Annotated in this window: 20 protein-coding genes and 1 pseudogene; 13 read left to right on the plus strand and 8 right to left on the minus strand. The window is 70.8% G+C overall.

Annotation, left to right across the window (positions count from 1 at the left end; translation table 11 throughout):
• Positions 1-636: 636 nt before the first annotated feature.
• Entirely contained in the window at positions 637-777 is a 141-nt protein-coding gene (locus HHX41_RS09100; protein ID WP_182905553.1) for a hypothetical protein, read from the minus strand.
• A gap of 46 nt (positions 778-823) precedes the next feature.
• Positions 824-2,233 (minus strand): S28 family serine protease, encoded by a 1,410-nt coding sequence (locus HHX41_RS09105; RefSeq protein ID WP_259400790.1) that lies wholly within the window; start codon positions 2,231-2,233, stop codon positions 824-826.
• A gap of 106 nt (positions 2,234-2,339) precedes the next feature.
• On the opposite strand from HHX41_RS09105, the gene HHX41_RS39630 reads away from it, so the two are divergent.
• On the plus strand, positions 2,340-2,465 hold the full coding sequence (locus tag HHX41_RS39630) for a DUF5713 family protein (RefSeq protein WP_220503914.1): 126 nt from the start codon (positions 2,340-2,342) through the stop codon (positions 2,463-2,465).
• Positions 2,466-2,932: 467 nt separating this feature from the next.
• Here the strand turns inward: HHX41_RS39630 and HHX41_RS09110 are convergent, their stop codons facing one another.
• Positions 2,933-3,976: an LLM class flavin-dependent oxidoreductase gene (locus HHX41_RS09110; RefSeq protein ID WP_182905554.1), complete on the minus strand. Its 1,044-nt coding sequence runs from the start codon at positions 3,974-3,976 to the stop codon at positions 2,933-2,935.
• An 89-nt stretch (positions 3,977-4,065) separates the two neighbouring features.
• Between HHX41_RS09110 and HHX41_RS09115 the strand changes: the two genes are divergently transcribed.
• From HHX41_RS09115 to HHX41_RS09130, 4 genes are read left to right on the plus strand one after another with little or no spacing between them, the layout of a single operon-like run.
• Positions 4,066-4,845, plus strand: a complete 780-nt coding sequence (locus HHX41_RS09115) for an HAD-IIA family hydrolase (RefSeq protein ID WP_169982340.1) — start codon at positions 4,066-4,068, stop codon at positions 4,843-4,845.
• Positions 4,846-4,886: 41 nt separating this feature from the next.
• Complete coding sequence (locus tag HHX41_RS09120) at positions 4,887-5,522, plus strand: hypothetical protein (protein ID WP_182905555.1); 636 nt, start codon at positions 4,887-4,889, stop codon at positions 5,520-5,522.
• Positions 5,523-5,541: 19 nt separating this feature from the next.
• A complete protein-coding gene (locus HHX41_RS09125) occupies positions 5,542-5,784 on the plus strand; it encodes a hypothetical protein (RefSeq protein ID WP_169982342.1) in 243 nt (80 codons plus the stop codon).
• Entirely contained in the window at positions 5,781-6,314 is a 534-nt protein-coding gene (locus HHX41_RS09130) for an SRPBCC family protein (RefSeq protein WP_182905556.1), read from the plus strand. The genes HHX41_RS09125 and HHX41_RS09130 overlap by 4 nt, the downstream gene beginning before the upstream one ends.
• Here the strand turns inward: HHX41_RS09130 and HHX41_RS09135 are convergent.
• The gene (locus HHX41_RS09135) at positions 6,295-8,076 is read right to left on the minus strand and encodes a hypothetical protein (protein ID WP_182905557.1); all 1,782 of its coding nucleotides are present in this window, start codon (positions 8,074-8,076) and stop codon (positions 6,295-6,297) included. The genes HHX41_RS09130 and HHX41_RS09135 overlap by 20 nt on opposite strands.
• A gap of 271 nt (positions 8,077-8,347) precedes the next feature.
• Positions 8,348-8,770: an alternative ribosome rescue aminoacyl-tRNA hydrolase ArfB gene (arfB, locus tag HHX41_RS09140; RefSeq protein WP_169982344.1), complete on the minus strand. Its 423-nt coding sequence runs from the start codon at positions 8,768-8,770 to the stop codon at positions 8,348-8,350.
• A gap of 151 nt (positions 8,771-8,921) precedes the next feature.
• Here arfB and HHX41_RS09145 point away from each other — a divergent pair, with 151 nt between their 5' ends.
• The 3 genes from HHX41_RS09145 (at position 8,922) to HHX41_RS09155 (ending at position 11,059) form a co-directional block, all read left to right on the plus strand.
• The gene (locus tag HHX41_RS09145; RefSeq protein ID WP_182905558.1) at positions 8,922-9,755 is read left to right on the plus strand and encodes a hypothetical protein; all 834 of its coding nucleotides are present in this window, start codon (positions 8,922-8,924) and stop codon (positions 9,753-9,755) included.
• A gap of 30 nt (positions 9,756-9,785) precedes the next feature.
• Positions 9,786-10,364 (plus strand): HAD-IA family hydrolase, encoded by a 579-nt coding sequence (locus HHX41_RS09150; RefSeq protein WP_169982346.1) that lies wholly within the window; start codon positions 9,786-9,788, stop codon positions 10,362-10,364.
• A gap of 194 nt (positions 10,365-10,558) precedes the next feature.
• Positions 10,559-11,059: an alkaline phosphatase D family protein gene (locus HHX41_RS09155; protein ID WP_310741862.1), complete on the plus strand. Its 501-nt coding sequence runs from the start codon at positions 10,559-10,561 to the stop codon at positions 11,057-11,059.
• Here HHX41_RS09155 and HHX41_RS09160 read toward each other — a convergent pair.
• From HHX41_RS09160 to HHX41_RS42255, 3 genes and pseudogenes are all read right to left on the minus strand, one after another.
• Positions 11,022-11,459 (minus strand): GntR family transcriptional regulator, encoded by a 438-nt coding sequence (locus HHX41_RS09160; protein WP_182905559.1) that lies wholly within the window; start codon positions 11,457-11,459, stop codon positions 11,022-11,024. The two genes, HHX41_RS09155 and HHX41_RS09160, sit on opposite strands and share 38 nt — an antisense overlap.
• Positions 11,456-12,331, minus strand: a complete 876-nt coding sequence (locus HHX41_RS40345) for a hypothetical protein (RefSeq protein WP_169982348.1) — start codon at positions 12,329-12,331, stop codon at positions 11,456-11,458. The genes HHX41_RS09160 and HHX41_RS40345 overlap by 4 nt, the downstream gene beginning before the upstream one ends.
• Positions 12,332-12,707: 376 nt before the next feature.
• Positions 12,708-13,106: pseudogene (locus HHX41_RS42255) on the minus strand (hypothetical protein); the annotation flags it as partial.
• A 109-nt stretch (positions 13,107-13,215) separates the two neighbouring features.
• Here HHX41_RS42255 and lon point away from each other — a divergent pair.
• The 5 genes from lon (at position 13,216) to HHX41_RS09195 (ending at position 19,520) form a co-directional block, all read left to right on the plus strand.
• Complete coding sequence (lon, locus tag HHX41_RS09175; protein WP_182905562.1) at positions 13,216-15,576, plus strand: endopeptidase La; 2,361 nt, start codon at positions 13,216-13,218, stop codon at positions 15,574-15,576.
• Between the two features lie 266 nt (positions 15,577-15,842).
• Positions 15,843-16,787 carry a methionine ABC transporter ATP-binding protein gene (locus HHX41_RS09180; protein WP_182905563.1) on the plus strand — a complete coding sequence of 315 codons (945 nt, stop codon included), beginning with the start codon at positions 15,843-15,845 and terminating at the stop codon, positions 16,785-16,787.
• Entirely contained in the window at positions 16,784-17,440 is a 657-nt protein-coding gene (locus HHX41_RS09185) for a methionine ABC transporter permease (RefSeq protein ID WP_182905564.1), read from the plus strand. Before HHX41_RS09180 ends, HHX41_RS09185 begins: the two co-directional genes overlap by 4 nt.
• A 22-nt stretch (positions 17,441-17,462) precedes the next feature.
• Positions 17,463-18,302 carry a MetQ/NlpA family ABC transporter substrate-binding protein gene (locus HHX41_RS09190; protein WP_182905565.1) on the plus strand — a complete coding sequence of 280 codons (840 nt, stop codon included), beginning with the start codon at positions 17,463-17,465 and terminating at the stop codon, positions 18,300-18,302.
• Positions 18,303-18,380: 78 nt separating this feature from the next.
• Positions 18,381-19,520 (plus strand): Fic family protein, encoded by a 1,140-nt coding sequence (locus tag HHX41_RS09195; RefSeq protein ID WP_182905566.1) that lies wholly within the window; start codon positions 18,381-18,383, stop codon positions 19,518-19,520.
• Positions 19,521-19,538: the final 18 nt, after the last annotated feature.

The raw sequence follows: 19,538 nt of genomic DNA on the forward strand, positions 1-19,538 counted from the left end.
GGGGCACGGCCCCGTTCGGGGCGGGGCCGACCGCACGGGCGGGTGAGGCGAAGCCCGAAAGGGTGGTCAGCGTGCCGGCGAGGCCCGGCGTGATCAGGCCTCGCTGAGCGCTCGGACGAGACGAGGGCAGCACAGACAAAGGTTCACCTCGCTGTGAGATGTGGGGGGGCGGCATGAAGTGGGGGATGGGGCTATATGTCGCAGGTGTCCGGGTCTTGGATGCAGACACTAACCTCCAGCCCCACCGAAAGATAGCGCTAACATGAGTAAACTTTGTCAGTGGACCGATGAAAGCTGCGCAGGGCCTGGATAAAGCCCTCTTGTCAGTACTCAGCAGGCACCTCGCGTCCTGACCGCGAAGTACGCCTGGCCCGGGGGACCTGGGATGGGATCGCCGACAACGAGTGGGGCGCTTACCTGCTCATACGCCAGGTCACCTTGGCCTGGCCGCCACTGGGCACGTTTTTGTCAACGACGCTCGAAAACGGGCTCTGGCACTGATCCGTGCGTTGACCCGCCTCAGTGGGCGAGGAGGACGCGTTCGCGTAGGAGGTCGGGGTTGGCCCGGCCGCTCAAGGCGGGGTGATCGTCTGCGGCAGCGTGCGGGGCGGGACGTGTAGCGGCCGTAGTGGACGGTCAGCCCGGCACCCGCTCGGCGAAAGTCTCCGCGGCGCAGGCGTCGTTGCCGCACCGAAACCGCCGTACCTGCAGGTGGAGCACCGTCTCCTGGTCGCCGGCCGCGCTGTCGCACACCCGCCGCTCACAGCTGCTGTGCACGCGCCGGGAATCGGCCAGGCCTCCGATCGTCCGTGTCCGGAGGCGCTCAGGTGAGCCGGGCCCACCGCCTGAGGGTGTCCGTGGCCTCGGCGAAGTCGCGAGAGGACAGGCGGCTGATGCTCGCGCCGTGGTTCGCGTGCGGGGCGACGAACACATGGCAGTCCGTCCCCTTCGGCGTGAACCGCTCGGCACTCCAGGGATCCCGCCCGCCGTAGACGAACATCATCCGGCTCGCCTGCCGGGTCACCCAGGCGTCCACGTCCCGCATGGCCCTGCCGTCGAAGCCGGAGCGGAGGGACGCGGGCAGCACCGAGTTCGGCTGGTAGAGCCCCGGATACCGGGTCAGGCCCTTGAGGTGGGCGAAGCTCAGGGACGCCCAGCCGAGCTGGGTGGCCGCCTGGTAGTAGTAGGGCAGGTACGGCTCGATGCCCTGGTCGGTGTACTGCTTCCAAATCTGGATCTTGTCCACCCATCGGAAGATGGCGGCGTCGGAAGCCTTCTCACCGGGGATGTCCTTGCAGTCCTGCTGCCGGAAGTACTGCCAGAACGTCCAGGCGGAGTCGAGCACGCTCATCTCGAAGGAGCGGTCGGCCGTGCCGATGGTGCGGCGGAAGGTGAGGCCCTCGCGCCTGGCCATGGCCGTGAGCCGGGGGACCAGGCTCTTGCGACGCTTGAGCGCCTCCCGCTGCACGGTACGCAGGGCGGCCCGGCACGACGGTGTGCCCACGGTCGTGAAGAACCGCTCGTAGACGCGGTCGTCGGCGTTGACCGCGTCGTTGGGCGCGACATAGGCGACGACTCCGTCGAGGTCGCCCGGATAGAACCGGTGGTGGTAGACGGCGGTCATGCCGCCCTTGCTGGCCCCGGTGCCGATCCAGGCGCCGCCGTAGACCTGCTTGAGCGCCTCGACGATCGCGTGCTCGTCGCTCGCCTCCTGCCAGATGTCGAGCTTCGCCCAGTCCTTCCGCTTCGGAAGTGAGGCGCCGAAGAAACGGTGCTCGACGGAGAGCTGGTTGGCGTCGAGCGCGTAGGCGGGCTCCTGGAGCCACACCTTCTCCGGCATGAAGTATCCGCTGGTGTAGAGGACCACGGGCCGGTCCACCGACCGGTGTGAAAGGGTGAGCCGTTGCTGGAACGTGCCGCCGCGCGGGTTCCGGTGGTCCACCGGCTGGGTGAAGGTGAGGGTGTAGTCCTTGTAGCCCTTCGCCAGCCCCTTTTTCACCGACACCACCCGGAGACCGGGGACGGCCCTGAGCCGCGCCAGGAGGTCGTCCTCGGCGATCCCGGCCGTGGAAGCCGCGGACTTCGCCAGGACCGTTCCGGCACCGGTCGCCGGGGCGGCAGCCGCGGGGACCGCGACCATGAGGGACGACGCCAGCGCCGCCGAGAACAGCGCCAGGGGTCCCCGCGTCCGCCGGACCGGACTCTTCAGCCGCGCGTACGGGCGACCCGCCATCCCGTTTCCTCCCGTGTCGACGTAGATCCACAACAGTGATCGGGAAGACTCTGGCGTATCGGCATATGTCGGCACAACCGCAAAAGGATCCGGCTCATGGTCGCACCTGGCGGCGCTGTACGTGCTCACGGAGACCGCGAGGGGGGAGTTCAACGCGCCGGAGGCGGAATTCGAGGCGGCCGGCAGTGAGATCGAGACTTCCGCACGAGAGGCGATCGCCGAAGACTTCTGATTCGTGGCGTCGGCATATGGGTTGCCGGAGGCGGACGCGGAGGAGTCGACCGGCCTCCCCAAGTAGAAATAAGAGACGACCGGGCACGCCGGCGGAGGTCCTCCCGTTCAGCCGGAAGCATGATAACCAGGGGCAATTGGTTGGCAACTCGCCGTAGAAATATGTATTGGCCGACCTTGCCGCCATATTGTTAGGCGCGTTCGTCCATCTTCCGTCGCCGTCGTGATCACCATCGTGGCGCTGCGGATCACTACGTACAAGAAAAGGCGCGGGGGCTCGATGAGCCCCCGCGTTCTTGACGTGCAGGGGTGTCAGCAGGCAACCGGGTAGGTGACAGCGCGGCGATGACCGTACCGGAGCGGACCTCCCGCTCCAGCTGACCGATCTCCGTCTGTTTGAGCGACGTGTCTTCACACCCGATCAGGGCCTGGATCAACGCACGCTGAGGGCATGACCGGCAGGATCGACTAGATCATTCCGTACGCCTGGGCGATCAGCTCGTAGGAGCGCAGGCGTGTCGCGCCGCCGTGGACCTGCGTGGTGATCATCAGCTCGTCGGCCCCGGTGCGCTTGCGCAGCTCCTCCAGCCCGGCCCGCACGGTCTGCGGATCGCCGTGCACCACGGTCGACAGCCGTTCGCGGACGAACTCCCGCTCCATAGGGGTGTACGGGTACGCCTCCGCCTCCTCCGGGGTGGGGGTGCGGCCGGGCCGGCCGTGCCGCAGGCGCAGCCACGACAGCGCGCCCGGCATGGTCTGGCGCAGCGCCTCCTCCTCGGTGTCGGCCGCGACGGCCGCCACGCCGATCAGCGCGTACGGCCGGTCGAGCACCGCCGAGGGCCGGAACGAGGAGCGGTAGAGGTCCAGCGCGGGCTCGGTGTTGGCGGCGCTGAAGTGGTGGGCGAAGGCGAACGGCAGCCCGAGCAGCCCGGCCAGCCTGGCGCTGAACCCGCTGGAGCCGAGCAGCCAGATCGGCGGCCGGTCGTCACCGCGCGGCACCGCCCGGATCTTCTCGTACGGGTGGCCGGGCGGGAAGGCGCCGTCGAGGAAGCCGGTCAGCTCGGCCACCTGGTGGGGGAACTCGTCCGGGTCCACCTCGGCCGAGCGGCGCAGCGCGTTCGCCGTCGCCATGTCGGTGCCGGGGGCACGGCCGAGGCCGAGGTCGATCCGGCCGGGGTGCAGGGCGTGCAGCGTGCCGAACTGCTCGGCGATCACCAGCGGGGCGTGGTTGGGCAGCATCACGCCGCCGGAACCGATCCGGATCGACCGGGTCGCCGCCGCGAGGTGCGCGATGAGCACGGCCGGGGAGGAGCTGGCCACTCCGGGCATGCCGTGGTGCTCGGCGACCCAGATGCGGTGGTAGCCCCACTCTTCGGCCCGCCGGGCCAGTCCGGTGGCGTCGCGCAGCGCCTCGCCGGGGGTCGAGCCCTCCCCGACGGTCGCGAGCTCCAGGATCGACAGTGGCACCTCGGCCGTCCCGCGCGGCACCCCACGGATGTTGTCATCGCTCATGCTCGGCCCAACCTGAGGTCGGATCCGGATATTTCCGGATGCGGCGCGTGATGTGCTTCACCCCTCCGCCACCTGCCATGCTTGGACGCATGAGCGAGCGTAAGCCCATCGAGTCGTGGTTGTCCGATATGGACGGGGTGCTGGTCCACGAGGGCCAGCCGGTGCCGGGTGCCGACGAGTTCATCAGGCGGCTGAAGGAGTCGGGGAAGCGGTTCCTCGTTCTCACCAACAACTCGATCTACACCGCCCGTGACCTGTCCGTACGGCTGCGCGCGGCCGGGCTGGACGTGCCGCCCGAGTCGATCTGGACCTCGGCGCTGGCCACGGCCAAGTTCCTCGCCGACCAGCGGCCCGAGGGCTCGGCGTACGTGATCGGCGAGGCGGGGCTGACCACGGCCCTGCACGAGGTCGGCTATGTGCTGACCGACCTCGACCCTGACTACGTCGTGCTGGGCGAGACCCGCACCTACAGCTTCACGTCGATAACGCGGGCGATCCGGCTGATCGACAACGGCGCCCGATTCATCGCGACCAACCCCGACCCCATCGGCCCCTCGACGGAGGGCTCGCTGCCGGCCTGCGGCGCGGTGGCCGCGATGATCACCAAGGCGACCGGGGTGGAGCCGTACTTCGTCGGGAAGCCGAACCCGATGATGATGCGCAGCGCGCTCAACCAGATCGACGCGCACAGCGAGACCACCGCCATGATCGGCGACCGCATGGACACCGACGTGGTCTGCGGCATCGAGGCCGGCCTGCACACGATCCTCGTGCTCACCGGCGTCACCCAGAAGGACCAGATCGACCGGTACCCGTTCCGGCCCACCCAGGTGGTCAACTCCGTGGCCGACCTCATCGACCTGGTCTGAACCTGCCGGAGTCTGTCAGGTATGGCTGCCAGTCTGGTGGAATGAACCACCGCGTCTATCTCGAAATCGGGGCCAAGAAGGTCTTCGCCTGCTCGGTCGACTGGCCCGGCTGGTGCAGGAGCGCCAAGACCGAGGAGGCCGCGCTCGACGCCCTCGCGGAGTACGCGCCGCGCTACCGGGTGATCGCCGAGCGGGCCGGGCTGGACTTCGCGCCGGGGGACCCGGCCGTCGTCGAGCGCGTGAAGGGCGACAGCACGACGGACTTCGGCGCGATCTCCGCCGTCCCGGACTTCGACCGGGAGCCGGTGGACGCGCCGGAGGCCGCGCGTACGGCCGCCCTCGCCCGCGCGGCGTGGGCGGTGTTCGCCGAGGTGGCCGCCGCGTCCCCCGAGGAATTGCGCAAGGGCCCGAGGGGCGGCGGCAGGGACCGGGACAAGATGGTCGCCCACGTCGTGGAGGCCGAGCGCGCGTACGCCCGGAAGGTCGGCGTGCGGCACAAGCCCTTCACGGACGAGGCCGGCCTGACCGCCCTGCGCGCGGACATCACGCGGGTGCTCTCGCAGCCTTCGGACGCCTTTCCTCCCGGCGGCGAGGGATGGCCGGTCCGGTACGCCGCCCGCCGCGTCATCTGGCACGTGGCCGACCACATCTGGGAGATGGAGGACCGGCGAATGTGAATGTTGGTAACTTGGTAACATGGTAACAGTCGAGCGCTCGCAGACCGGTCTGCGCATCGAGCGCAACACGTTGAAGGTGCTCAAGGGCCTGGCCGAATATCTGGACATGTCCCTCGGCGACCTGGTCGAGGGGATCGTCCTGCACGCCTTCGAGGGCAAGGCGCCGTTCGGGCCGGAGACCCTCGCGAAGATCGGGCAGCTCAAGGAGGTCTACGGCCTGACGCTCACCGCGGCAGACGCGCACCGGCTGGAGGAGAGGTGAGCGCCGGGCCGCGGCGTCGCCGCCTGACCGGCCGGCTGCGGGTCGCGCTCCCGCCGGCCGAGGCGTTCCGGCTGTTCACCCCGTACGGCGAACGGGACTGGGTGGAGGGATGGGAGCCGCGCTTCCCTGAGGGAACCGAGGACGACACCGCGCCCGGGACGGTGTTCCAGACCCATGCGGACGGTGCGAACACCACGTGGATCGTCCTGCGCCGCGAGCCCGGCCGGTCGGTCTCCTATGTCCGCGTTCGCGAGGGGGCCCACGCGGGGACCGTCGGCGTGACGCTCGCGCCTGTCCCGCAGGGCCACAGCGACGTGACGGTCACCTACGACCTCACCCCGCTGACCGCCGCGGCGGAGGCCGAGCTGGCCGGATTCGCGGCCGGGTACCCCGCGTTCCTGCGCTCCTGGGAGGACGCCATCGCCGCCCATCTCGCGCGGGCGGCGGGCGCTCTCCGCGGAGAGGGAGCCTCCGGGGAGAGCGGCCGCCGTCGCGACTCGGCGCGCCGGCCTACGGGATCCAGGGATTGACTCCGTACAACACCCGGTTCTTCACCCCTTCCCCTTCGGTGATCGACCACAGGATCGGAGGCTGGGCCGGACCGCCGGATCGGTGCCAGTAGAGCTCCTGCACCCCCCTGGCCGCGAAGTGCGCCACCGGCTGCCCGCCCGGGACGGCTTCGTACCGCCGGCCCAGGGTGGCCGTCCTGTTGTTGCTCATCGTGAACTGGTAGAGGCCGTTCCATGAGATGCCGCCCTGCGTCCAGGGGGTCGGCTGCGTGTACGCCGCGGTCGCGCGTGCCCTGTTGTCCGTGCCGTACGCGAGGCAACCGCGGTCACATGCGCTGGTGTCGGGCGCCATCCTGTACCGCGCGACGCGGCCTGTCGGGGCCGCCGCCTGCGGCGTGGCCGGCCTGCAGGTGGGCGTGGGCTGACGGGGGTCGCACCATTCACCGGTGAGCACGCTCGGCGGACTCGTGCTGCGGTCGAGACCGAGATATCCGAAGCACGGCGGGCTGCTCATCGATGCGCACCGCACGCCGGTGACCTGCGGCCGCCATATGCCTCGCAGGGGCAGGATGTACCGGTATCCCTGCGAATAGTAGGTGCCGTTGTGAAGGCCGATGGGCCTTCCGGTGTTGGTGATGTCGCTGACGGCGCTCAATCCCAGATCGAAGAGGTCGCGCAGGTCGAAGACGAGAATCCCGTTGTTCTCCGGATGTTCCCTGTTGTCGTCGGCGATGAGCAGATATTGGTGATACCAGACCACTCCGCCGGCGTGGATCCGCATGGGATCGAAGGAGACGGGGCCGCTCGCGTCCTTGAACGGATTCACCAGAAGGACGTGCTGGTAGTGGTTGAACGGCCCGACACCCACTTCGTTCAGGAAGGTCACACGCGACGCGTTGTTGGCGGGCCCGTGCCATGAGAAGACGAACGCCTGCGCGGTGTCCTCATAGGCCGTTCCCTGCGCGGTCGAGTCCCAGGTGCCGCTGATCCCCTGCGGCGTCCACATGCCTGTGGCGTCGTCGGGGGCCAGGCAGAACCAGTCGACGACGTTGCGGACCCGCTCACCCTGGGGAGTGACCAGCGCCCCGCTGTCCTGCATCGGGGCAGGGCATCTCCGGTTGGCGAAGGGGCCGCCCGGCAGGGAGCCGGCCAGCAGTTCCGACACCTTCGTGTAGCTGTAGCCAGGCGGCGAAAACTGGAGATCCTGGCGAAGTTGCCGGATGAGGTCGCCGTACGTGTTCCCCTGCGCGTTGCGGTCGTTCCAGCTCAGGGTGTAGTCGCCGGTGCCCGTGGTGCGCATCGGGACCGGGGTCGGGACCGGTTGAGCCCCCACCACCGGGTCCGCGGGCGGGTTCGCGGCCGGATCCGTGGCGGAGTCCGCCGCCGGGTCCGCCGTCGTGTCCGTGGCGGTCCCCGCCGGTTCGCGGACGACCTGCGTGTCCCGTGACCTGTTGTCCACGCTGTCAACGTCGTTCAGGCTGGTCCACGGAGCGGTCTTCGCGTCCGCGGCCTGCCAGTTGTAGGGCAGCGCCCGGGTGTCCGTGCCGGCCTTCTGGAGCGGTGCCAGGATCTGCGTGAGATCGCGCAGCGCGTGTTGCCGCTGCGCGTTCTTCTGGTGCGAATACTGCCGCTGCCTCTTCTTGTTCTTGTTCCTGTTCCCCCCGCCATGCGAAGTGCCGCCGGGTCCGCCGTACGGCGCGGGAGAGAAAGCGGCGGTGCCGCCGGAATCCACTGCCACGGCGGCCGTGGCGGCGCCGTCGAGCAGGGGGGAGATGACGGTCAACGCGGCACCTATCGCGAAGGCTCTGACGAAGTCGCTGACTGTGGGCAATTGCACCCCTTTAATCAATTCTCGCCAGACTGCCCGAGTTCTTCCTGGTGGCGAGAATGTCCGCTCTGCAATCCGTGGACGGATCGATGTATGCCGAATTTCCTCGGCGGCCGGAGCGGCAAACGAACCTCGGCGAGCTCTTATCCCACCGATTGTCGCTTCATTGATGACGCCGTTTGATATGGCCGTTTTCGCCGCCAGGGGCGGTACGCCAGGGCCGGGCTCAGCCCTCGGTGCGGCGCAGGCGCTTGAGGTCGGACCGGTGCTTCTTGGCCGCCAGGCGGCGCTCGACCGCGCCCTTGGACGGCTTGGTCGGGCGGCGCCGCTTCGGCGGCGGCGCGACCGCGTCGCGGAGCAGGGCGGCGAGCCGTTCCCGCGCCGCCTCCCGGTTGCGCAGCTGTGAGCGATGTTCCGAGGCCGTCACCGTGATCACGCCGTCCACGAGGCGGGCGGCGAGCCGTTCGGCCGCACGGGCCTTCAACGCCGGGCCGAGGGCGGTCGTGCGCGCGAGGTCGAAGCTCAGCTCGACCCGGCTGTCGGTGGTGTTGACGCCCTGGCCGCCGGGGCCCGAGGACCGGGAGAAACGCCAGGCGAGCTCAGCCTCGGGCACGACGACCGAGCCGCGCACGTGCAAGGGGCCTGTCATGACGTTCCTTCCTCGATCGGGATGACCAACCTATCTCCGTGAATATCACCACCGCTCGCCATTTATCACCGTGAACATCGCCTGCGCTTGTCGCGGTCCATCGGGTCGTGCACAGTGACCCACGGTATTCCGGCGAAGGGATGGCGGGAGCATGACCTCGATCGTGGGCGTCCACGGCATCGGCAAGTACCACTACTACGAGGAGGCGGGCCGGTCGGCGGGCGGCGCCGCCGAGGCCATGCGGGCCAAGTGGAACGCCTATCTGCACCAGGGCCTCACGGGGCGCGAGGACGGCACCGGAGAGTACTTCGCCGAGATCGCCTACTACGCCCATCATCTGCGCAGCGGGCCGCCGAAGCCGCCCCGGCAGATGGAGGCGCCGGCCAAGCTGGTGCTCGCCGACTGGGCGGCCCAGCTCGGCGGGCCCTTCCGGGACGTGGCGGGGGAGTCTCTCACGGGTATCGCCCACCGGCTGGCCGAGTGGCTGCTGACGAGAATGGGCCCGCAGGCGGTGCGTTTCGCGCAGGACTTCTGCCCGGAGGTGGCCGCCTACCTGGGCGGCGGCGACCCGCGCGTGCGGGCCCGCGACGCGGTGGCCGGCGTCGTGCGCAGGCGCCGTCCCCGGGTGGTCGTCGCCCATTCTCTCGGCAGCGTCGTGGCGTACGAGGCGCTGTGGGCGCATCCCGATCTCTCGGTCGACCTGCTCGTTACGCTGGGCAGCCCGCTCGGCATGCGCGACGTGGTCTTCGAGCGGCTCGCGCCGGTCCCGGTGCGGGGCAGGGGGGCGCGTCCGCCGGGGGTGCGCCGCTGGGTCAACATCGCCGACAAGGACGACATCGCCGCCATCCCGGCCGTGCTGGCGTCGTGCTTCGACGGCGTCGACCGGGACGTCTCCTGCGACATCGACTGGCTCGACTTCCACACCGTGCGCAACTACCTGCGCTGCGGAAGCGCCAACGAGTACCTCAAGACCTACGTGGCCTGACTTCCGAACACCGGTTATGATCGTACGACCATGAAGACTGTGCTTTTCGACTACGGCAACGTCGTGTCGCTTCCCCAGGCCCCCGAGGACGTCGCGCGCATGGCGGGAGGTGATCCGGGGTTCGAGGACCGCTACTGGGAGGTGCGGCTCGACTTCGACCGGGGTTCGCTCGACCCGGCCGCGTACTGGTCCCACGTGTACGGCAGGCCGATGGCCGGTGCCGACCTGGACGCGGTCGTCGCCCTCGACGTGGCGAGCTGGTCGCGGCCCAACGAGGAGACCGTGGCGATCGTCGACGAGCTGGCCGGGGTCGGCGTGCCCATGGCGCTGCTGTCCAACATGCCGGTCTGCGTCGCCGAGGGGATCGACGGGCTGCCGTTCATGCGGCCGATCGGCCCGCGTTTCTACAGCGGCAGGATGGGCCTGGTGAAGCCGGAGCCGGAGATCTTCCACGAGACCGTGGCCTGGCTCGGGGTCGCCCCCGGAGACCTCGTCTTCGTGGACGACCGGCTGGAGAACGTCGCGGCGGCCGAGCGGGCCGGGCTCGCCGCCGTCCACTTCCGCGACGCCGCCGCCCTGCGCGAGGACCTGAAGCCGCTGCTGGGCTGAGCTGTTCGTCAATGCTGTTCATCGGCGGTTTCCGGCGGGGTCACCGGCCTGGGCCTCGGCGTCGACCAGGTCGATTGCACTGGTCACGTGCAGACGAACGCGTCATCCGTGTCCCGGCGAGTGTTCCTGTCCGCTCTCGCGGCCGGAGCCGGTGGCCTGGCCCCCACTTCTACCGCTTCAGGACCGGCGGGCACGTGTCCGCCGCCGGACGCACCCGCACCGCCCCCGCCGGGATGTCGCCCCTGCGGTTCGCGGTCGCCGCCTGCGCCCACTGGGAGCACGGTTACGACACGGCCTACCGCCGCCTGGCCGAGCAGGAGCCGGACCTCGTGGTGCACCTGGGCGACTACATCTACGAGTACGAGCCGCAGGGCTACACGGCCCTCGGACAGACCGCGCGCGAGCACGCCGGAGCCAAGTGCCGGACGCTCGCCGACTACCGGGTGCGGCACGCCCAGTACAAGTCCGACCACGATCTCCAGGCGGCGCACCTGGTCGCGCCGTGGCTGGTCGCCTTCGACGACCACGAGATCGAGAACAACTGGGCGGGACCCGCCTCCAGCTCGCAGGCCCCCGAGTTCCGAGATGCGGGTGCGGTTCCGCACGCTCGAGTACATCAGCCGCCGGGGGCGCCCCGCCAGGGTCTCGGCGGAGAGTTCACGATCCCGTCCGGGCACGCGGCGCTTCAGCCGTAGCCCGGCCGGGCCCGCCGGTGGCGTCCTCGGCCGGGTGGATGGCCGCGGCCGCATCGGACAGGGCGGCGATCGCTTCCTCGGCGGATCCACCAAGGCGGGCCACCTCGGCGAGGTAGGCGCGGGCGTGGCCCCTGATCAGCTCCGCGCGCGCCGTCCGAGGGTCGGATTGCGGCAGGACTCGGGTGCCGCCACCGCGCTTACCGCTCACATATCCGGCCTGCTCCAGCTCCTTGTACGCTCGCGCCACCGTGCCCGCCGCCAGGCCGAGGTCGGCGGCGAGCTGGCGAACCGGAGGGAGCCGGCTGCCGACGGCCAGCACTCCGCACCTGATCAGCTCTGCGAGCTGTGCCCGGATCTGCTCGTACGGCGGTGAGGGGCTGGTGACGTCGACCTCGATCATGATGCCCTGATCGTCGGCCGCGAGAGCAGCTCGGCCAGGTACCAGGTGGCCGAGCCCGCGGCGAAGACCGCGATCCCCAGGAGGCCGAACGCCGCGGGCGCGCTCCAGCCCGCGAAATCGCGCTGCCGGAAGAGAGCTTCCGCGGCGACGACCGCCACACCGGCCAGCGGCAGGGCCACGCAGAGGCCGTAGGCCGCGGTGACCACGCGAGCGGTATGGGCGCGCTGCACGTCGTCCACGGCTCGCGCCGCCGCGTCGAGGCCCGGACGTCCACGCTGCACGACGCGGTGCATCACCAACGCGGAGAGCAGGAACGCGGCCGCGAGCACGGCCAGCATGGGCCACGCGTAGAACCAGCCGGGCCACGGAGTGGTCGCGCTGCGCACCGTGCCGTCGGGGCTGGTCATGGCCAGCGCCCGCCCTGCACGCCCCAGGTCGTCGGCGCTCGCGGTGACGGATGTGACGGACAGCAGCAGGACGGTCACCAGCGTGAGAGCGCCGGCCAGCCGGGTCGAGAATCCGGGCAGGTAGTCACGCGCCCTTCTGATCTCCAGTGACGCACCTCGGATCGGCCCGTGAGGGCGCGGCGCGGAGAGCTCTCCCGCCAACGTGCCCAGCAGCAGGCCGATGCCCAGGACGGGGGCGGCCAGCATCGGCCCCCGGCCGAGGCCGTCCCAGCTCGACACGGACCAGGAGGCGGCGAGACCGGCCAGCAGCCCGGCAAGCCGCGCTCGGAGGAGCCGTGTCGTGGTCACGCGCAGCACGGACAGATCGCCGCCGGCCGGCACCGAGACCACGCGACTCAGCGATATCAGTACAGCGAGAAGTCCGGCGACCAGCACCAGCAGCGCCGCGAAGGTAAGGGGGATCACCGGGCCCACACCGACTCCTTTGTATCAATCGCGTGATACAAATCATGCCTCGGCCCGGCCGCTTGTCGCAACTGCTTCGCACCCTGCCCGCGACCAGGGTCAGCTCGCCCGCTCCCGGCGCGCCGACCAGGAGCCGGTCGCCCGTGACCATGACCGACGCGCCGAAGCCGGAGCCCTTGCGCCCCTTGAGCAGCGTGTCGTGACGGCGGGTCAGCCCGCCCTTCCGGGTGCCGGCGATGACCTGGACGGCGTCCCACTTCTCGCCGGCGCCCTTCACATCCGGGCTCTCCTGCGTGTACATCCCGGCGTGCCGCCGGAGCGGGTCGAGGATCGTCACCACGCCCGAGCCGTACCGCAGGCCGCCGTCGCCGGGGGCGCCCACGGCGATCTCGCCCCGGCCGTCGCCGTCGAAGCCGCCGGCGGCCAGTGCCGCGCCGAACGCGTCGCCGCGCTCCGGCCGGTCCCCGACGCCGTGCGCGCCCTGATGGAGGACATCGGTCTTCTTCAGCCTCCCGTCCCGTTCGGCGTACAGGGTGACCGTGCCCGCGCGCGCCTGCCCCCGCACGGCCGCGTACGGCGCGGCCACGGCCAGGAACGAGGGACAGGTCCGTGCGGAGACCGGTGAGGCCGCCATGGCGGGCGGTACGGCGAGCGCGGCCGCCACCAGGGCGGACATGCGTGTGACCCTCATGGCGGGATCGTCTCCGCCCACCCGGACACGCTGCTCACGTGCGTGTGAACCGTCCGCGTGGGGTGCCTGAACTCGCCCCGCCATCCGCGGCGATTACACAATTACGATCGCTCACAGCGAACTGGCGCAGAACAGGGAACAGGATCGGACTCCTGTTAGTTGAGCCGACGTAACTCAACCTACTGGAGTGCTGATGTCCCAGATCCTTCCCGTCCTCCCGCTCGACGACGAAGTCGTCCTGCCCGGCATGGTCGTGCCCCTCGATCTGTCGGACTCCGAGGTTCGCGCGGCCATCGACGCGGCGCGCGCGAACGGCGAGAGCACGGTCCTGCTGGTGCCCCGCATAGACGGCCGCTACGGACCCGTGGGGGTGAGCGCGGTCGTGGAACAGGTCGGCAGGCTGCCGGGCGGGGAGCCCGCGGCCGTCGTCCGTGGCGTCGACCGCATGCGCGTCGGCACCGGCACCACCGGGCCCGGCGCGGCCCTGTGGGTCGAGGCGACCGCGCTGGAGCCGGTCGCGGCCGGGCCCAGGGCCGAGGAGCTCGCCAAGGAGTACAAGGCCCTGACCACCACGATCCTGCAGAAGCGGGGCGCGTGGCAGGTCGTCGACGCCGTCAACCAGATCAAGGACCCCGCGGACCTCGCCGACAGCTCGGGGTACGCGCCCTGGCTGACCATCCAGCAGAAGCTGCTGCTGCTGGAGATCGACGACCCGGCCGAGCGTCTCGACAAGCTGGTCGGCTGGGCCCGTGACCACCTCGCGGAGATGGACGTCGCCGAGACCATCCGCAAGGACGTCCAGGAGGGCATGGAGAAGCAGCAGCGCGAGTTCCTGCTCCGCCAGCAGCTCGCGGCCGTCCGCAAGGAGCTCTCGGAGCTCAACGGCGACCCCTCGGACGAGGAGGAGGACTACCGCGCCCGCATCGAGGCCGCCGACCTGCCGGAGAAGGTCAGGGAGGCCGCGCTCAAGGAGGTCGGCAAGCTGGAGCGGGCCTCGGACCAGTCGCCCGAGAGCGGCTGGATCCGCACCTGGCTCGACACCGTGCTCGACATGCCGTGGAACGTCCACACGACCGACTCCTACGACATCGCCGGTGCCCGCGCGGTGCTCGACGCCGACCACACCGGCCTGGACGACGTGAAGGACCGCATCGTGGAGTACCTCGCGGTCCGCAAGCGCAGGGCCGACCAGGGCCTCGGCGTGGTCGGCGGCCGCCGCAGCGGCGCGGTCCTCGCGCTGGCCGGTCCTCCCGGAGTGGGCAAGACCTCGCTCGGCGAGTCGGTCGCCCGCGCCATGGGCCGCAAGTTCGTCCGGGTCGCCCTCGGCGGCGTCCGCGACGAGGCGGAGATCCGCGGCCACCGGCGCACGTACGTGGGCGCGCTGCCCGGCCGCGTCGTCCGGGCGATCCGCGAGGCGGGCTCGATGAACCCGGTCGTGCTGCTCGACGAGATCGACAAGGTCGGCGCCGACTACCGGGGCGACCCGACGGCGGCGCTGCTCGAGGTGCTCGACCCGGCGCAGAACCACACGTTCCGCGACCACTACCTGGAGGTCGAGCTCGACCTGAGCGACGTGCTGTTCCTCGCCACGGCCAACGTGCTCGAGCAGGTGCCCGGGCCGCTGCTGGACCGCATGGAGATCGTCACGCTCGACGGCTACACCGAGGACGAGAAGGTCGCCATCGCCCGCGACCACCTGCTCCCGCGCAACCTGGAGAAGGCCGGTCTCACCGCCGACGAGGTGACGGTGGAGGAGGCGGCGCTGCGCCGCCTGGCGGGCGAGTACACCCGCGAGGCCGGCGTCCGCTCCCTGGAGCGCTCGATCGCCCGGATCCTGCGCAAGGTGACGGCGAACGTCGCCCTCGGCGAGGCCGGGCTCCCGGTGACGGTGTCGGCCGACGATCTCGTCTCCTACCTGGGCCGGCCGCGTCACGTGCCCGAGTCGTCCCTGCCGGAGGCGCGCCAGCGTACGGCGGTGCCGGGCGTGGCGACCGGCCTCGCGGTGACCGGCGCGGGCGGTGACGTCCTCTACGTCGAGGCGTCGCTGGCCGACCCGGAGACCGGCGCGACCGGCGTGACCCTGACCGGCCAGCTGGGCGACGTGATGAAGGAGTCGGCGCAGATCGCGCTGTCCTTCCTCCGGTCGCGGGGCGCGGAGCTGGAGCTTCCGGTCGGCTCGCTCAAGGACAGGTCGGTGCACATCCACGTCCCCGCGGGGGCGGTGCCCAAGGACGGCCCGTCGGCCGGTGTCACGATGACCACGGCCCTGGCCTCGCTGCTGTCGGGCCGGCCGGTCCGCGCCGACGTGGCGATGACCGGGGAGGTCTCCCTCACCGGGCGGGTGCTGCCGATCGGCGGGGTGAAGCAGAAGCTGCTCGCCGCCCACCGGGCGGGGATCACGACCGTGCTCATCCCGGCCCGCAACGAGCCCGACCTGGACGACGTGCCGGCCGAGGTGCTGGCCGACCTCACCGTCCACGCGGTGAGCGACGTCCGCGAGGTCCTCGACCTGGCCCTCACCCCGGCGACGGTCGCCCGGCAGGCGGTCGCCTGACCTTTCGCGCACCCGGCCCGCGTCTCCGTCCCGGAGGCGCGGGCCTCTGTGATTGAGGACACATTACCGGTAGGGAATAAGGGATAGCTTTCCCCCGTTGCAGCCGTTCGTGAGCGTATCGAACCTGGTCAACCCGCCAAAGCGAGGGTGTCCCGGGGCCTGAAGGCCCGTCCTCCCACACCCCTCCCACGAAGGCACTCGACGATGACGCTCTCCCCGCTGCCCGATCTGATCCTGCGCCGGATCACGTCTTCGAAGGACAGCAAGTGATCACGGTTACCGGCCTGCGCAAGGCCTACGGCGAGGTCGTCGCGCTCGACGGCGTCGACCTCCACGTCGGCAAGGGCGAGGTCTTCGGCGTGCTCGGACGCAGCGGCGCAGGCAAGAGCACGCTGCTGCGCTGCGTCAACCTGCTCGAACGCCCCGACGAGGGCACGGTGACCGTCGACGGGCGCGAGCTGACCGCCCTCGGCGCGGCCGACCTGCGCCGCGCCCGGCAGCGCATCGGCATGATCCACCAGCACTTCGCGCTGCTGTCGTCGCGCACGGTGGCGGGCAACGTGGCCTTCCCGCTGGAGGTCATGGGCGTCGGCCGGGCCGCCCGGGCCCGGCGCGTCGCGGAGATGCTCGACCTCGTGGGCCTGGCCGACCGCGCCGGGGCCTACCCCGCGCAGCTGTCCGGCGGCCAGAAGCAGCGGGTCGGCATCGCGCGAGCCCTGGCCGCCGAGCCGTCGGTGCTGCTGTCGGACGAGGCCACCTCCGCGCTCGACCCCGCCACGACCCAGTCGATCCTGGCGCTGCTCCGGCGGCTCAACCGGGAGCTGGGGCTGACCATCCTGCTCATCACCCACGAGATGGACGTCATCAAGGCCGTCTGCGACTCGGCGGCGATCATGAGCGACGGGCGGATCGCCGAGGCGGGCCGCATCCCCGACCTGCTCGCCACGCCCGGATCACGCCTGGCCGCCGAGCTGTTCCCGCTGCCGCCCGCCGAGCCCGGCACCGTGACGGTCGCCGTGGCCGCGGACCAGACCCTGCTGTCGCGTCTTACGCGGGCGTACGACGTGGACGTCGCCGTGGTTGGCGGCGCGGTCGAGCAGGTCGCGGGGGCCCCGGCGGGCCGGCTGCGGCTGCGGATCACCGGGGCCGGGGCGGCGGACGCCCTCACCCACCTGCGCGAGCGCGGCCTGATGCCGGAGGAGGACCGATGACCTGGTCGGAGATGAGCCCCCTGCTGTGGGAGGCCACCGGGCAGACCGCGGTGATGGTGGGCTGGTCCACGCTGTTCACCGTGCTGTTCGGGCTCCCGCTCGGTGTCTGCCTCGCCGGGACGGACCGGGCCGGGCTGTTCCCGGCGCCCGTCGTGCGGCGCGTGCTCGGGCTGGTCGTCAACGTCGGGCGGTCATTGCCCTTCATCGTCCTCATGATCGCGGTCATCCCGGTGACCCGCGTGCTCACCGGCACCACGATCGGAACCGCCGCCGCGGTGGTCCCTCTCACGATCGGCGCGGTGCCCTTCTTCGCCCGGCTGGTCGAGACCGCGCTGCGCGAGGTGGGCCGCGACGTCGTGCAGGCGGCCGAGGCGATGGGGGCGGGCCGGGTGACGATCGTGACACGCGTCCTGCTGCCCGAGGCGCTGCCCGGCCTGGTCGCCGGGCTGACCGTCGCCGTGGTCACGCTCATCTCCTACTCCGCGATGGCCGGCGTGATCGGCGGCGGCGGCCTCGGCGACCTCGCCGTCCGCTACGGCTACCAGCGGTTCGAGACCACGCTCATGGTCGTCACCGTGGTCGTCCTGGTCGTCGTGGTGCAGCTCGCGCAGACCGTCGGCGACGCCGTCGCCCGTCGTCTTTCCCACCGGTAATCCATAGAAGGAGTTCTGTCCCATGCGTAGAACGCTCGGCCTCGCCATCGCCGCCGTGGTCGCGCTCGTCTTGTCCGCCTGCGGGTCCTCGTCCCCGGACACCGCGGCCACTTCCACCTCCGGCACGGCGGCGGCGCAGGCCCCGCTCAAGGTGGGCGTGAGCCCGGTGCCGCACGCGCAGATCCTCAAGTACGTGGCCGACAACCTGGCCGCCGCGAAGGGGCTGAAGCTGGAGATCGTCGAGTTCAGCGACTACGTGCAGCCCAACCTGCAGCTCCAGGACGGCCAGCTCGACGCCAACTACTTCCAGCACAAGCCCTACCTGGACGACTTCAACGCCTCCAAGGGCACCAAGCTGAGCTTCGTCGCCCCGGTGCACCTCGAGCCGCTCGGCCTGTACTCCAAGAAGGTCAAGGACCTCGCGTCGCTGCCGCAGGACGGCGCGGTCGCCGTGCCCAACGACGCCACCAACCTCGGGCGGGCGCTCAAGCTGCTCGCCGACAACGGCGTGGTCACGCTGAAGGACGGCGTGGGCACCGCCGCGACCGAGCGCGACGTGACGGGCAACCCGAAGAACCTGACCTTCCGCCCGCTGGAGGCCGCGCAGCTGCCGCGCTCGCTCGACGACGTGGACGCAGCCGTGATCAACGGCAACTACGCGCTGGAGGCGAACCTCAACCCGTCTTCGGACGCGCTGGTGCTGGAGAAGGCCGAGGGCAACCCGTACGCCAACGGCCTGGTGGTCGCCCAGGGACGCGAGAGCGACCCGCGGGTGAAGACGCTGATCGAGCTGCTGACCGGCGCCGACGTGAAGAAGTACATCGAGGACACGTTCAAGGGCTCGGTCATCCCCGCCTCCTGACGCGCCTCCTGAGCGCACATATATGGACGAATCATCCGGTCGCTTGACCGGATGATTCGTTCGTGCTGTCATGACCTTATGTTGTACGGCACGCCTGCCCTGGAGGCCGCGGACGAGAAGGTCCTCGGCGAGATCGAGGAGATGCGGCGGGACCTGAAATACCGGCTGGCCGAGGCCCACCGCTGGGACGGCCTGCTGCGACGGCAGTTGCAGGCCCGGGCGATCCAGGGGTCGAACTCGATCGAGGGCTACCACGCCAGCGTCGAGGACATCGAGTCGATCATGTCGGGTGAGGACCCGCTGGAGACGTCGGCGGCCGTGGCCCGCGAGATCGCCGGCTACCGGCAGGCGCTCACCTACATCGGCGCCTTGTCGCGGGCCCGGGTCTTCCGGTACGACGCGGGCCTGCTGCACGCGCTGAACTTCATGATGATCGGCCACCACGTGGACAAGACGCCGGGCACGGTGCGGCCCGGCGGGATCTACGTCCGCAACTCCGCCACGGGCGAGGTGGTCTACGAGGGCCCGGACCACGAGCAGGTCCCCGGCCTGCTGGCGGAACTGGTCGAGTGGCTCAACGAGGGCGACCTCGACGCGCCCAGCTACGTCCGCGCCGCCATGGCGCACCTCAACCTCGTCAAGATCCACCCGTGGCGAGACGGGAACGGGCGCATGTCGCGGGCGCTGCAGACGCTCGTGCTCGGCCGCGACCAGATCACCACGCCGGAGTTCGCCTCCATCGAGGAGTGGCTGGGCGAGGGCCGCACCACCTACGACTACTACGACGTGCTGGGCGAGGTGGGACGCGGCCGGTGGAGCCCGCACGGGGACACCCGCTCGTGGGTACGGTTCGTGCTGCGCTGCCACCACATGCAGGCGCAGCGGGTGGGGCGCCGGCTCGCCGAGGCGGGCGAGGTGTGGACGCTGCTGGAGGAGCGCACCGAGGCGCAGGGCCTGCACCCGCGCACGGTCTCCGCGCTCTACCAGGTGTTCGTCTCCCGGCGACTGCGCCGGGGCATGTACCAGGCGGACGAGGGGCTGAGCCAGGGCCAGGCCGCCCGCGACCTGCGCGAGCTCGCCGCCACCGGGTGGCTCCAGCCGTACGGCGAGACGAAGGGCCGTTTCTACGCGCCGGGGCCGAAGATGACGGAGATCAAGGCGGCGTTCGCCGGGCGGGCCAGGCCGTTGCGCGACCCCTACCGGGCGCTGGAGAGCTGAACGGGCGCATCCGGAATT

This window comes from Microbispora sp. H13382 (genome assembly GCF_014161445.1).
In the GTDB taxonomy this organism is placed as follows: domain Bacteria; phylum Actinomycetota; class Actinomycetes; order Streptosporangiales; family Streptosporangiaceae; genus Microbispora.